Here is a 13,675-nt window from a genome sequence, read left to right as displayed (position 1 = left end):
CCGGTGCATCAGCAGCATCGGGGTTTTTCTTGTTCTTACGAATTATTCTGCAGTAGCAGAAGCAGCATCTGCTGTTTCCTCTGCAGTGGTCAGATTTACATTTTCCGGTTGTTCACCATGCAGGAACGTAATAATGATCTGAATACGTTTATAAGCTCTTGCGTAGTTTTCTTTTGCATAATCGGCAGTCAGTTGATTGTAGCCGCCGTTGCTGTAGGCTTCATGATAACTTTCCACGGCCTGTGTCATGTACGCGCTGGCTTCATCTGCCAGAGATTCCAGATAATCAAATTCCGTGGGAAAATCCAATTCCGCAAAATTCTGAAAAGAGGTATCCAGCTGATCCAGATATCCCAGCAATTCATCAGTTGCTGTATCCGATTCCGCATCTACGTTATTGATGGCAGTATCGATATCGGAGATTTCTGTGCAGAAGGCATCTATTTCACCCTTGAACTGTGTCAGCTTAGGGTCTTTTCCACAAGCGGTAAGTGCCATGGCAGTAAGAAGTCCTGCGGTAATGGCAAGTATTTTTTTCTTCAAGATAATCATCCTCCAAATCATTTGATTCACATAAAATTTATCATATTCTGAGACTTTACGCAACCATATAATGTTAAATCGTCCCCTTTACGAATAAAAGGACAATGTGGTATGATTAAAAGAATTAAGAAACAGGGAAGAGAAACATGACACGAGAAAAATTTATTGATTTCACAAAAGATCATATCATATATCTGGATGGTGCCACCGGCTCCAATCTGGTAAAGGCCGGAATGCCCTCCGGAGTTTGCCCGGAGCAGTGGATTCTGGAACATAGAGAGGTAATGCTACAGTTACAGAAAGAATACGTGCAGGCGGGAACCAATATTCTGTACGCACCTACCTTTACTGCAAACCGCGTAAAACTGGCAGAATATCATTTAGAGAAAAATATGTCCTCTATGATCCATGACCTGGTGGCGATATCCAAAGAAGCTGCGGCGGACACTCCGGGACATCCGGTCTATGTGGCCGGAGATATCACCATGACCGGCGAGCAGCTGCGCCCTATGGGAAAAATGGAGCTGGAAGATCTGATCGCTATCTATAAAGAACAGATTCTCTGCATGGTGGATGCCGGAGCAGATCTGCTGGTAGTTGAAACGATGATGAGCCTGGCAGAGACCAGAGCGGCATTGATCGCTGCAAAAGAAGTCTGTGATCTCCCGGTGATCGCTACACTTACTTTTGAAGCGGATGGCAGAACTTTATTCGGCACAGATGCCAAAACGGCGGCAGTCGTACTGGAAAGTCTGGGTGCGAGCGCTATCGGTGCGAATTGTTCCACCGGTCCGGCACAGATGGAAGGCATCATCTCCGACATGGTATCCGTTACCACGATACCTATCATTGCAAAGCCAAATGCCGGACTGCCTTTTCTGGATGAAAACGGAACCACCTGCTATAACATGGAAGCAGAAGAGTTTACCGAAGAAATGCAAGTACTGGTGAATGCTGGCGCAACCATACTGGGGGGATGCTGCGGCACCACTCCGGAATTTATCAGACAGATCCATGACCGCTTTGGTACGGAGACAAGGGTAACGGCAGCCAGACGACCGGAGGGCATCCGGTATCTGACCTCCGAACGCATTACCCACAGCTTCGGGCTGGAGGATGGTTTTTTCGTTGTGGGAGAGAGAATTAACCCTACGGGCAAAAAGGCACTTCAGGCACAACTGCGGGAAGGCAATTTTGAAAAGGTGATCCAGTTCGCCGAGGAGCAGGAAACCTGCGGTGCAAAGGTACTGGATATCAATATGGGGATGAGCGGTATTGATGAAAAGCTATGCATGCTCCGGGCACTGGAGGAGGTAAGCGGTGTGACGAATCTTCCGCTGTCACTGGATTCCAGTTATGTGGAAGTACTGGAAACCGCCCTTCGTAATTACCCGGGACGTGCTTTGGTCAATTCGGTGTCTCTGGAAACGGAAAAATTCGAAAAGCTGCTTCCTATTGTAGCTAAGTATGGTGCAATGTTCATCCTGCTTCCTTTATCGGATGCAGGTCTGCCTAAGGACATTGAAGAGAAAAAAAAGATTATACATAAAATTTATGATCGTGCACTTTCGCTTGGAATGCGAAAGGAAGATATTGTAGTAGACGGTCTGGTGGCAACCGTCGGAGCAAATCCAAAGGCTGCACTGGAGACGCTGGAAACGATCCGTTACTGCAAGAGCAACGGCTTCGCCACAATTTGCGGCTTATCCAATATTTCATTTGCCATGCCGGAGAGAGGTTTTGTAAATACCGCTTTTCTGACGCTGGCGATTCAGTCGGGACTGACGATGGCGATTGCCAATCCCTCTCAGGAGATGCTGATGAGCTGTGCGCTGGCAACCGATCTTCTCCTGAATAAAGAAGAGGCTGCACTCCGTTATATTGAATATGCCGGAGGCGTCAAAGAGCGCAGAGAAGAAAAAGAAGCGGAATTATCCAGAAAACTTGCTCTTTTGGAGCAACAGGGAACGAAGGCAGCTTCCACGGACAATACAGAAGTGCCGTCTGCTGTAACTGCTTCGAAAGATACCCTTCAGATCAATGAAATGCAGGAAAAACTGAAAACAGCAGTTCTGAAGGGGAATCGTAACGGTATTGTAAAAATTACAAACGAAGCACTGGAGAGTGGAGAAAAACCTGTGGAATTATTGAATCAGGTTCTGCTTCCCGCTATCAATCTGGTAGGAGAATATTTTGATCAGGGCAAGTATTTCCTGCCGCAGCTGATTGCCAGTGCAGAAGCAATGAAGAATTCCATTGAAGTACTGGAGCCTTTATTACAGACCGGAAACAGTGGGGAAGAAATGCCGGTAGTCGTTATTGCTACCGTAGAAGGCGATATTCATGACATTGGTAAAAATCTTGTAGCGTTGATGTTGAAAAATCATGGTTTCCATGTGATAGATCTGGGAAAGGATGTTCCCCAGGCCAAAATTTTGGAAACGGCAAAGGAACATCACGCTGAGTTTATCGCCCTGTCAGCGTTGATGACCACCACCATGCAGAGAATGCGGGAGATCGTAGTCGCTGCGAAACAGGAAGGTATCACCGCCAAAATCATTATCGGCGGAGCCGTGATCACCCAGGAATATGCGGATGAGATCGGAGCGGACGGCTATTCCAAGGATGCAGCAGATGCTGTGAAGCTGGCCAAAAGCCTGATGGAATAAAATAAACAGCAGAAAATTATGGAGTATAGATAAAGGAGTGGAATGACATGATTGGAGCAGATGCGATTATTAAATGTCTGGAAGAAGAAGGTGTAAGTACAGTATTCGGATATCCCGGAGTGGCGATATGTCCTTTTTTCAACAGTATTCTGGATTCCGATATTAAGACAGTATTGATCCGTACCGAACAGAATGCAGCACATGCTGCCAGCGGTGTGGCACGAATGACCGGAAGACCCGGAGTCTGTGCGGTAACCTCCGGACCGGGCGCTACGAATGTCATCACGGGTATTGCTACAGCATTTGCGGACAGTATTCCACTGATCTGCATCACCGGTCAGGTGAACAGCGAACTGCTGGGAAGCGATGTATTCCAGGAGGCGGACATCACCGGTGCTGTGGAATCTTTTGTGAAATACAGCTATCTGGTAAAAAATGTAAATGATATTCCCAGAGTATTCAGGGAAGCGTTTTATATTGCCAATACCGGTAGAAAAGGACCGGTACTGATTGATATTCCCATTGATATTCAGAATGCCACGATCAAGAATTTTCATTATCCGGAAGAGGTAAACCTCCGCACTTATAAACCAACGGTCAAGGGACATGCCGTACAGATCAAAAAGGTGATCCGGGAATTGGAAAAGGCAAAGCGGCCTATTATCTGTGCCGGAGGCGGTGTATTGCTCAGTGAGGCGGAAGAGGAGCTTCGGGCATTTGCGGAAGAACACAGAATTCCCGTAGTGTCTACCATGATGGGAATCGGTGTCATGCCCACCGAACATCCTCTGTATTATGGAATGGTGGGCAATAATGGCAAGGCATATGCAAACCGTGCCATGAACGAATCGGATCTGTTGATTATGGTGGGAGCCCGTGTAGCAGATCGTGCGGTCAGTCAGCCGGATCTGATTACCCGGAATAAAGTATTGGTACATATCGATGTAGATCCTGCAGAGATCGGTAAAAATGCCGGTCCCTCCATCCCATTGGTCGGCGATGCAAAACACATTTTTCTGGATTTCCAGAAGGAAGAATTCAGCTGCGACCATGGGGAATGGCTTACTACCTTAAATGAATATCGCTCCACAATGGAGAAAAAGAGAACCCCGAATCCCGATTTTGTAGATCCGGCTGCATTCATTACCAGACTTTCCGAGAAAATGCAGGAAGACGGCATTTATGTCGCAGATGTGGGACAGAACCAGATCTGGTCCTGCGGTTATCATATCGTGAAAAAAGGGAAGTTCTTAACATCCGGCGGCATGGGAACCATGGGATATTCCATTCCTGCGGCTATGGGTGCCAAAACAGCCGCGATGGACAAGCAGGTCATTGCCGTATGCGGTGACGGATCTTTCCAGATGTCTATGATGGAACTGGCCACCATCAGACAGCATCGGATCCCGGTCAAGATCATTGTATTGAAAAACAATTATCTCGGTATGGTTCGCGAATATCAGCACTATACCTACAAAGATCATTATTCTGTGGTAGATCTGTCGGGAAGTCCCGATCTGGAGAAATTATCCGCAGCTTATGATATTCCTTATCTGCGGTTGAATAATATGGAGCATGTGGACGAAGTGCTGGATAATTTTCTGGCTGAAGACAATACGATGCTGTTAGAATGTCTGATCGATCCTATGGATCTGGTGAAATAACAAAGGGGGCTGTACTGAGATGAAGAGAATATATTCCGTACTGGTTGAAAACCGTTCCGGTGTACTGTGCAAGGTGGCCGGACTGTTTTCCAGAAGATGCTTTAACATTGACAGTCTCGCAGTGGGAGAGACGGATGATCATGCGGTTTCCTGTATGACGATCGTGAGTTCCGGTGATGAACGTACTTTGGAACAGATTGAAAAGCAGCTGAATAAAAAACTGGATGTCATTAAAGTAAAAACGCTATCCCAGGAACAGTGTTATACCAGGGAACTAATGTTATTAAAAGTTAAATATAACAAGAATAATCGTAGGGATATCATAGAAATTTGCGACATTATGAAAACAGAGATCGTAGATATGTCAAAACATTTTATGATGTTGCAAATATGTGATTCACCGGAGAAAATCGATACTCTGATCAAAATGCTTCAATCGATCAGTATCGTCGAAGTAGCCAGAACCGGAACCCTTGCATTATCAAAATGTGCAGAAAACGATGATTAAAATACATCAATCATAATATTAAATTCACTAATTGACATTCTGTAATCATCTTGCTATATTAAGAATACAATCGCTGTTTCGTGATGGAAGCACATGATTGAAGAAAGAAGAAATACGAAAGGTATGGTATTTTACGCATGCAGAAGAGAGTATTTCAGTTATTGGTAGATAATACATCGGGTGTACTCAGCCGTATTTCCGGATTATTTTCCAGACGCGGTTACAACATCGAAAGTATTACGGCAGGAGTAACAGCAGATCCCCGCTTTACCAGAATTACCATTGTGACATCCGGTGATGAAGATATTCTGGAACAGATCGAGAAGCAGGTAGGGAAGCTGGTGGATGTCCGGGATATCAAGGAACTGGATCCGGAAGACAGCGTTTATCGGGAACTGGTACTGGTCAAAGTAAAGGTTGACCCCAAGAAGCGCCTGGAGACACGACAGGGAGTGGAATTTCTTGCCAATAATTTCCGCGCGAAGATCATTGATGTCGGTGCCGAGAATCTGATCGTGGAGTTCACCGGTAATCACAGTAAGGTTAATGCACTGATTCAGCGTTTTACAGAAGAGTACGAAGTACTGGAGCTCGCAAGAACCGGTATTACAGGTCTGGGCAGAGGTATTGAGAACGTAACTTATATCGAGGATTAGGCACACGTTTACGTTAGCTCTAGGGAATATCCCTATCAGTTATAAATCTTTAGTCTCATAACGGAGGAGAAGAAAATGGCTAAAATTTTTTATCAGGAAGATTGTAATCTCTCTTTATTAGAGGGTAAGACTATCGCAATTATCGGCTACGGCAGCCAGGGTCATGCACACGCACTGAACCTGAAGGATTCCGGATGTCATGTTATCATTGGTCTGTACGAGGGCTCCAAGTCCTGGGCAAAGGCTGAGGCGCAGGGATTTGAAGTATTTACCGCTGCAGAAGCTGCAAAGCGTGCTGACATCATCATGATCCTGATCAATGATGAGAAGCAGGCTGATCTGTACAAGAATGACATCGAGCCCAACCTGGAAGAGGGCAATATGCTGATGTTCGCCCATGGTTTCAATATTCATTTCGGATGTATCGTACCTCCCAAGAACGTTGATGTTACCATGATCGCTCCCAAAGGTCCCGGACATACTGTAAGAAGTGAGTACCAGGCAGGTAAGGGTGTTCCCTGTCTGATTGCCGTAGAGCAGGATGCAACCGGTAAGGCTCAGGATCTGGCACTGGCTTATGCACTGGGTATCGGCGGCGCAAGAGCAGGTGTTCTGGAGACTACTTTCAGAACTGAGACCGAGACGGATCTGTTCGGTGAACAGGCTGTTCTGTGCGGTGGTGTATGTGCTCTGATGCAGGCTGGTTTCGAGACACTGGTTGAGGCTGGTTACGATCCCAGAAATGCATACTTTGAGTGCATCCATGAGATGAAGCTGATCGTAGATCTGATCTACCAGAGTGGATTTGCAGGAATGAGATATTCCATCTCCAATACCGCTGAGTATGGTGACTACATTACCGGCCCCAAGCTGATCACCGAAGAGACCAAGAAGACCATGAAGAAGATCCTGTCCGATATTCAGGATGGTACTTTCGCTAAGGAGTTCCTGTTAGATATGTCTCCCGCAGGCAAGCAGGTTCACTTCAAGGCTATGAGAAAGCTTGCTTCTGAGCATCCTTCCGAGAAGGTCGGCGAAGAGATCCGTAAGCTTTACAGCTGGAACAATGAGAACGATAAGCTGATCAACAACTAATCGATTGTAAAAAATAATGCTATGAAAAGGGCTGTGTGAGGAATGTAAAAGTTCTGTCACAGCCCTATTTTTTCGCAAAAAAACAGTTGTTTATAGGTGAAGAGCGCAAAAATGGACTGGAAAACGCATATTAATTGCGCTAAAATGAAAGGAACGAACAAATAGGAAAGGCATCCTGCAAATATGAAAGATTTTGAAGCAAAAACATCTCCGAAAAAAAAGATGGACACCGAGAGCTGGTTTATTGAATGCTATCGGAATAATCAGGGACATCCCCTGCGGACACTGATGCATCTGTATAAGGGGAATTATCATAAATTTGTCATGGCAGTGATCTGCTTCTTCGCAAAGCATGCCTGTGTCTGGGTGTTGCCCATCATCACAGCGAATATTATTAACGATGTGACGGCGCACAATCCGGATACTTTCCGGAATATTATATTTTACAGTATTCTGGAAGCGGGACTGATCCTGCTAAATATTCCGATGAATTATCTGTACACTTCCTATAAGAGCCTGGCGACCCGCTATGCGGAGACAGGACTCCGGAAAGCACTGATCCGGAAATTACAGCAGCTGTCCATTTCCTATCATGTGGAGACCCAGTCCGGACGACTGCAGTCCAAGATCATGCGCGATGTGGAAGCAGTGGAAGGTCTTTCCACACAGTTATTTTTAAGTATTTTAAATATTGCCCTGAATATCGGGGTTGCACTGGTGGTCACTATCAGTAAGAGCCGCATCGTATTTATATTTTTCCTGCTGACCACACCGGTGGCGGCAATTACCATGGTTACCTTCCGGAATATTATGAAGAAGAGAAATACGGAGTTCCGTAAGGAAATGGAAGAGACCTCCGCCAGAGTCATGGAAATGGTGGAACTGGTACCCGTGACCAGAGCCCATGCCCTGGAGGATGAAGAAGTATCCAAAATGAGCGGGCAGCTGTTTGCTGTGGCGGAGAAGGGCTATAAGCTGGATCTGATCCAGGCACTGTTTGGCTCGGTGGGTTGGGCGGTATTCCAGATCTTTCAGGTGATCTGCCTGGCATTTACCGGATATCTCGCCATCGGCGGGAAGATCCAGGCTGGTGATATCACACTGTATCAGAGTTATTTTGCTACAGTGGTCAATCAGGTATCTTCTATCGTTACCCTGCTGCCCACTATTGCAAAAGGTATTGAATCGGTGAATTCCATCGGTGAGGTATTGCTGTCTGAGGACATCGAAGACAACGAAGGCAAGGAAAAACTGGAGCAGGTGACCGGTACTTTTGACTTTGAAGATGTATGTTTCCATTACAAAAACAACGAGCATAACGTATTGAACCACTTAAATCTTCATGTGAAAGCGGGAGAGACCATTGCACTGGTAGGCGAGTCCGGTGCCGGAAAATCCACGATCTTAAATTTGGTCATTGGTTTCCATCAGGCGGAGAGTGGAAAAGTCCTCATCGACGGCAAAGATTTAAGCAAAATCGATCTTAGAACATACAGAAAACATTTAGCGGTAGTACCTCAGACATCCATTCTGTTCTCCGGAACGATCCGCGATAATATTACCTACGGCTGTGAAAATGTCTCAGAAGAACAATTACAGAATGTGATCAAGGCTGCGAATCTGTCAGACTTGATCGCATCCCTTCCAAAAGGTCTCGACACTATGGTGGGAGAACACGGCGGCAAGCTATCCGGCGGCCAGAGACAACGTATTTCTATTGCCAGAGCACTGATCCGGGATCCGGAGGTTATCGTGCTGGATGAAGCAACCTCGGCATTGGACAGTATCTCCGAAAAACTGATCCAGCAGGCGTTAAACAATCTGACGGAGGGGCGGACAACGTTTATTGTGGCACACAGACTGTCAACGATCCGGGATGCCGACAGGATTGCTGTAATCGCCGACGGACATTGTACGGAATATGGTACCTATGATGAGCTGATGGCTCTGAAGGGAGAGTTCTACCAGTTAAAACAGATCCAGAGTTAAAACTACTTGAAACATATGTTCGGCTATGGTATGATAAACATATCGTAGCCGAATTTTATGTGCTATGATTTGGCAAGCCAGGAAAGACGAGGATTTAACATACATGTTTGCATATATAAATGGCTTTTTGGAAGATGTTACGGTAGATAACGCGGTGATCGATGTCAACGGCTTCGGAATCAATGTCCGAATCTCCGCGGACACGGCATCGAAACTTCCCGGAATCGGAGAGCAGGTCCGACTCTATACATATACCTATGTGAAGGAAGACGCCTTTTTACTATATGGATTTCTCTCAAGGAGCGATCTGGAGATGTTCAAGCTCTGTATTACGGTCAGCGGTATCGGACCTAAGGGAGCGCTGGCCATATTATCTGTTATGGATGCGGATTCTCTGCGGTTTGCCATTATGTCCGGGGATGCCAAAGCGATATCGAAGGCACCGGGCGTAGGCACCAGAACGGCGCAGCGGCTGATCCTGGAACTAAAGGATAAGATATCCATTGACGATACGCTGATTTCCAGAGAGATTGCAGCAGGCGGTGCGGAAGGCATTCTGACCGCAGGAAGTCTGCATATTGACAGTGAGAAGAAAAAGGAAGCTGTGGAAGCCCTGGTGGCATTGGGCTACGGACAGGCAGAGAGTTTAAAGGCTGTCAATGCCATCGAAGATGTGGAGGCCATGGATTCCGGAGCAATCTTAAAGGCTGCCCTGAAAAAATTGTTTTAAGGAATGAGAGCAACGACTATGTCCAGAAGAATGATAGAGACAAATATCACAGAAGAAGATATTAAACTGGAAGGCTCCTTACGTCCCCAGACGCTGGACGATTATATCGGTCAGTCCAAGATAAAGGAGAACCTGAAGGTCTATATTACCGCTGCAAAACAGCGTGGGGATGCACTGGATCATGTGCTGTTCTACGGACCACCCGGACTTGGTAAGACCACCCTTGCCGGGATCATTGCCAATGAGATGGGAGTCCATATGAAGGTGACCAGCGGACCGGCGATCGAGAAGCCGGGAGAGATGGCTGCCATCTTAAACAATCTAGAAGAAGGAGATCTGCTGTTCGTGGATGAGATACATCGTCTGAATCGTCAGGTGGAGGAAGTACTGTATCCCGCCATGGAAGATTATTGTATTGATATTATGATCGGTAAGGGCTCCAGTGCCAGGTCCGTCCGCCTGGAATTACCGAAGTTCACGCTGGTAGGAGCGACGACCCGGGCGGGACTTTTGACAGCACCTCTGCGGGATCGCTTCGGAATGATCCATCATCTGGAATTCTATACCATAGAGGAATTGCAGCAGATCATCATGCACTCAGCAGGAATCCTGGATGTAGAGATCGAACCTGCCGGAGCAAAAGAGATGGCTAGGCGAAGCCGTGGAACACCCAGACTTGCCAACCGTATCTTGAAGCGTGTCCGCGATTTCGCACAGGTCAAATACGACGGAATCATTACAGAAGAAGTAGCCAGAACCGCACTGGATCTTATGGATGTGGACAAGATGGGCTTAGATCATATCGACAGGAATATCCTCGTGACGATCATCGAGAAATTTAACGGTGGTCCTGTGGGACTGGATACCCTTGCAGCTGCCATCGGAGAAGATGCCGGCACAATAGAAGATGTCTACGAACCTTATCTGATCAAGAATGGGTTTCTGAGCAGAACGCCCAAGGGTCGTGTGGTAACAGACCTGACTTATCGTCACCTGGGGTTAAAGCTTTAGAAAATCAGGACGCATAATTGGTTATTTTTTGCTTGCCACTCGATATAATCTGATATATAATAAATCTTGTATTATATTTTTTACAATATAGCACATATTGTGTTTCCAAAAGATTGTTAAGAGGGGTGTTGACAATGTCTCCGAAAACAGATACTGAAGTGCTCATAGGTGGTAAAGTATTTACTTTAAGCGGCTATGAAAGCGAAGATTACATGCAGAAGATTGCTTCCTACATCAATAATAAAATGACTGAGTATGGGAAACTGGACAGCTTTCGAAGACAGTCTTTGGACAGACAGAGCGTTCTGCTTCAGCTGAACATTGCAGATGATTATTTCAAAGCCAAAAAGCAGATTTCCATTTTGGAGGAAGAACTGCAGGGGAAAGAAAAGGAACTCTATGATCTGAAGCATGAGCTGATTTCCGCGCAGATTAAGCTGGAAAATGCGGAAAAACAGGGAAAAGAGCTACAGAAGCAGTTGAACGAAGATGCCAGAAAAATTGTTCGTCTGGAGACAGAACTAAAGGATAAATAAATTGATAGCTGTCCGTTTTCGGGCAGCTATTTGTATAAGCGTGTATCATACGCAACAGAGGATGTCTATGAGAAATAAAAAAGTGGAATTACTTGCTCCCGCCGGGAATGCGGAAGCATTTTACGGAGCCGTACACGCGGGAGCAGATGCAATCTATCTGGGAGGGAATCGATTTGGCGCACGTGCATATGCTGAGAATTTTTCGGAAGATGAACTGGTGGACTGTATCCGATATGCTCACCTGTTGGGCAGGAAAGTATATCTTACCGTAAATACCCTGGTAAAAGAATCCGAGTTCTCTGAGCTTTATGAATATCTGATGCCTTATTATCGCGCCGGCCTGGACGGTGTCATCATTCAGGATATTGGTGTATTTGCCTTTATCCGTGATGCCTTTCCGCAGATGGAACTACATGGAAGTACCCAAATGACGATCACCGGTGAATATGGTGCAGAATTTCTGAAAAAGCAGGGTGCCTGCAGAGTGGTACCCGCCAGAGAACTGAGTCTGGAAGAGATTCGTCGTATCAAAGAAGTAACCGGAATGGAAATAGAATGTTTTATCCATGGTGCCATGTGTTACTGTTATTCCGGTCAATGCCTCTTCAGCAGTATCCTGGGCGGGCGAAGCGGCAACCGCGGCAGATGTGCCCAGCCATGCCGACTGCCGTATACCGTAGGCGGTAACCGCCGTGAATGTTATCCTTTAAGTCTGAAGGATATGTGTACCATTGAGAATATTCCAGAACTGATAGATGCCGGAATCGATTCTTTTAAAATAGAAGGCCGTATGAAGAAACCAGAATACGCCGCCGGTGTAACTGCTGTTTATCGGAAATATATTGATAAATATTATGAGAAGCCCGGGGAAAAGCTTTCCATTTCAGGGGAAGACCTTCATCGGTTATCCTGCCTTTATATTCGCAGCGAACGGCAGAACGGCTATTATCATAAACATAACGGCAAAGAAATGGTGACTCTGAACAATCCTGCCTACAGTGGCAGTGATGAGCAGGTTTTGGAGCAGATTCGCGAAAAATATTTATACAAACATCTGACACTTCCGGTACAAATGAAGGCTTCTTTTCTCACCGGAACCGTTGCGAAACTGACTCTTCGTTGTGATCAGACAGAGGTAACCGTTACCGGAGAGACCGTCCAGGAAGCTGCAAAACAGCCGATTACTGTGGAAAATATTTCCAAACAATTGGGAAAATTGGGAGGAAGTAATTTCCATTTAGATGGCACCATGGATATCCGGGTAAGTGAAAATGCATTCTATCCTCTGAAGACAATGAATGAGCTTCGGAGAAAAGGGCTGTCGCTGTTAGAGCAGAAACTGATTACAGCAAACGGCTTCCCTTATACCAGAGAGGTACAGAAACCTTTTGACATTACCGGAGCACATAACGGACATATGCAGAAACAAAGTGGATTTTCGTTATATCTCCGAACCGCAGAGCAGTGGAACGGGTTTCTGAGATCGTCTTTTCTTAAAAAACCGAAAGAACATACTTCGTTACGAATTTATGTTGACAGTGATCTGTTCCTCACCTGGGGGGATACTATCGCAGAGCACTTACAAATATTAAAAAAAATTCCAGCAGAGACAGTGCTCGCTCTGCCTAAAATCATTCGCTTACGCGACAGTCGGTATCTGAAATTGTTGGAGAAAAGCATTCGTGACAATTTAGAAGCTGTTGACGGATTTCTTGTAAGTTCCCTGGAACACGTTGGTCTTCTGCAACAGTGGGATTTTTTACAGTCAAAAAAGAGGTACGGAGATCATGGTCTGTATCTTTGGAATTGCCGCAGTATAGAATTCTGGACGGATTATCTGGACGGATTCTGCCTACCGTTAGAACTGAATTATGCGGAGCAGAGGCAGCTCGTGAATGGGATTCTTCCTGCTGAGAAATTTTTGTACGGTCGGATTCCCATGATGGTGACGGCTAACTGTGTGACGAAGACTACCGATCATTGTCGCCGCGAGGAAGGTTTCGGAATCACAGAACTGACAGATCGTTACCATAAAGTGTTTCCGGTAATGCGAAACTGTACGCATTGCTATAATATTATCTATAACAGTGTTCCTTTCTCCCTGCATAAAACAGTTGCAAAATGGAAGGACAGTTTTTGTTGTCGTTTGGAATTTACAACAGAATCGGAAAATGAGACTTGGAATGTACTGGAGTATTTTTACGGAAGCAGAACGGATCTGCCTTATACGGAATATACCACCGGTCATGAAAAACGTGGCGTAGAATAGAGAAA

The 13,675-nt window shown here is 45.8% G+C and carries 11 protein-coding genes; 10 read left to right on the top strand and 1 reads right to left on the bottom strand.

Translation table 11 applies throughout. The annotated features are described in order from the left end of the window. Nucleotides 1–42 precede the first annotated feature (42 nt). Entirely contained in the window at nt 43–543 is a 501-nt protein-coding gene (locus FYJ59_RS06140) for a hypothetical protein (protein ID WP_154495963.1), read from the bottom strand. A 146-nt stretch (nt 544–689) separates the two neighbouring features. Between FYJ59_RS06140 and FYJ59_RS06135 the strand changes: the two genes are divergently transcribed. From FYJ59_RS06135 to FYJ59_RS06090, 10 genes are all read left to right on the top strand, one after another. After that, nucleotides 690–3,212: a homocysteine S-methyltransferase family protein gene (locus tag FYJ59_RS06135; RefSeq protein WP_154495962.1), complete on the top strand. Its 2,523-nt coding sequence runs from the start codon at nt 690–692 to the stop codon at nt 3,210–3,212. A gap of 47 nt (nt 3,213–3,259) precedes the next feature. Next, a complete protein-coding gene (ilvB, locus tag FYJ59_RS06130; RefSeq protein WP_154495961.1) occupies nt 3,260–4,876 on the top strand; it encodes a biosynthetic-type acetolactate synthase large subunit in 1,617 nt (538 codons plus the stop codon). Between the two features lie 19 nt (nt 4,877–4,895). Continuing rightward, nucleotides 4,896–5,384, top strand: a complete 489-nt coding sequence (gene ilvN, locus FYJ59_RS06125; RefSeq protein ID WP_022155088.1) for an acetolactate synthase small subunit — start codon at nt 4,896–4,898, stop codon at nt 5,382–5,384. Between the two features lie 137 nt (nt 5,385–5,521). Then, nucleotides 5,522–6,040, top strand: coding sequence for an acetolactate synthase small subunit (gene ilvN, locus FYJ59_RS06120; protein ID WP_022155087.1), 519 nt, complete (start codon nt 5,522–5,524; stop codon nt 6,038–6,040). A gap of 75 nt (nt 6,041–6,115) precedes the next feature. Beyond that, nucleotides 6,116–7,135 (top strand): ketol-acid reductoisomerase, encoded by a 1,020-nt coding sequence (gene ilvC / locus FYJ59_RS06115; protein ID WP_022155086.1) that lies wholly within the window; start codon nt 6,116–6,118, stop codon nt 7,133–7,135. A 183-nt stretch (nt 7,136–7,318) separates the two neighbouring features. After that, the gene (locus tag FYJ59_RS06110) at nt 7,319–9,124 is read left to right on the top strand and encodes an ABC transporter ATP-binding protein (RefSeq protein WP_154495960.1); all 1,806 of its coding nucleotides are present in this window, start codon (nt 7,319–7,321) and stop codon (nt 9,122–9,124) included. 103 nt (nt 9,125–9,227) lie between these two features. After that, nucleotides 9,228–9,854, top strand: coding sequence for a Holliday junction branch migration protein RuvA (gene ruvA, locus FYJ59_RS06105; protein ID WP_118547108.1), 627 nt, complete (start codon nt 9,228–9,230; stop codon nt 9,852–9,854). Between the two features lie 18 nt (nt 9,855–9,872). After that, nucleotides 9,873–10,865, top strand: coding sequence for a Holliday junction branch migration DNA helicase RuvB (ruvB, locus tag FYJ59_RS06100; protein WP_118551418.1), 993 nt, complete (start codon nt 9,873–9,875; stop codon nt 10,863–10,865). Between the two features lie 134 nt (nt 10,866–10,999). Continuing rightward, nucleotides 11,000–11,401 (top strand): cell division protein ZapA, encoded by a 402-nt coding sequence (gene zapA, locus FYJ59_RS06095; protein WP_022155082.1) that lies wholly within the window; start codon nt 11,000–11,002, stop codon nt 11,399–11,401. 67 nt (nt 11,402–11,468) lie between these two features. Next, entirely contained in the window at nt 11,469–13,670 is a 2,202-nt protein-coding gene (locus tag FYJ59_RS06090) for a peptidase U32 family protein (RefSeq protein ID WP_205839469.1), read from the top strand. The last annotated feature ends 5 nt before the right edge of the window (nt 13,671–13,675 follow it).

The sequence above is a fragment of the Waltera intestinalis genome (genome assembly GCF_009695995.1).
Classification (GTDB): domain Bacteria; phylum Bacillota; class Clostridia; order Lachnospirales; family Lachnospiraceae; genus Acetatifactor; species Acetatifactor intestinalis.
This window is presented reverse-complemented; position numbering and strand designations above follow the sequence as displayed.

What these genes read in the sequence shown, in the direction of transcription:
- FYJ59_RS06110 (WP_154495960.1), top strand. Translation starts at nt 7,319, where the DNA reads ATGAAAGATTTTGAAGCAAAAACATCTCCGAAAAAAAAGATGGACACC.
- ilvC (WP_022155086.1), top strand. Translation starts at nt 6,116, where the DNA reads ATGGCTAAAATTTTTTATCAGGAAGATTGTAATCTCTCTTTATTAGAG.
- ilvN (WP_022155088.1), top strand. Translation starts at nt 4,896, where the DNA reads ATGAAGAGAATATATTCCGTACTGGTTGAAAACCGTTCCGGTGTACTG.
- FYJ59_RS06135 (WP_154495962.1), top strand. Translation starts at nt 690, where the DNA reads ATGACACGAGAAAAATTTATTGATTTCACAAAAGATCATATCATATAT.
- ilvN (WP_022155087.1), top strand. Translation starts at nt 5,522, where the DNA reads ATGCAGAAGAGAGTATTTCAGTTATTGGTAGATAATACATCGGGTGTA.
- ruvA (WP_118547108.1), top strand. Translation starts at nt 9,228, where the DNA reads ATGTTTGCATATATAAATGGCTTTTTGGAAGATGTTACGGTAGATAAC.
- ilvB (WP_154495961.1), top strand. Translation starts at nt 3,260, where the DNA reads ATGATTGGAGCAGATGCGATTATTAAATGTCTGGAAGAAGAAGGTGTA.
- zapA (WP_022155082.1), top strand. Translation starts at nt 11,000, where the DNA reads ATGTCTCCGAAAACAGATACTGAAGTGCTCATAGGTGGTAAAGTATTT.
- FYJ59_RS06090 (WP_205839469.1), top strand. Translation starts at nt 11,469, where the DNA reads ATGAGAAATAAAAAAGTGGAATTACTTGCTCCCGCCGGGAATGCGGAA.
- ruvB (WP_118551418.1), top strand. Translation starts at nt 9,873, where the DNA reads ATGTCCAGAAGAATGATAGAGACAAATATCACAGAAGAAGATATTAAA.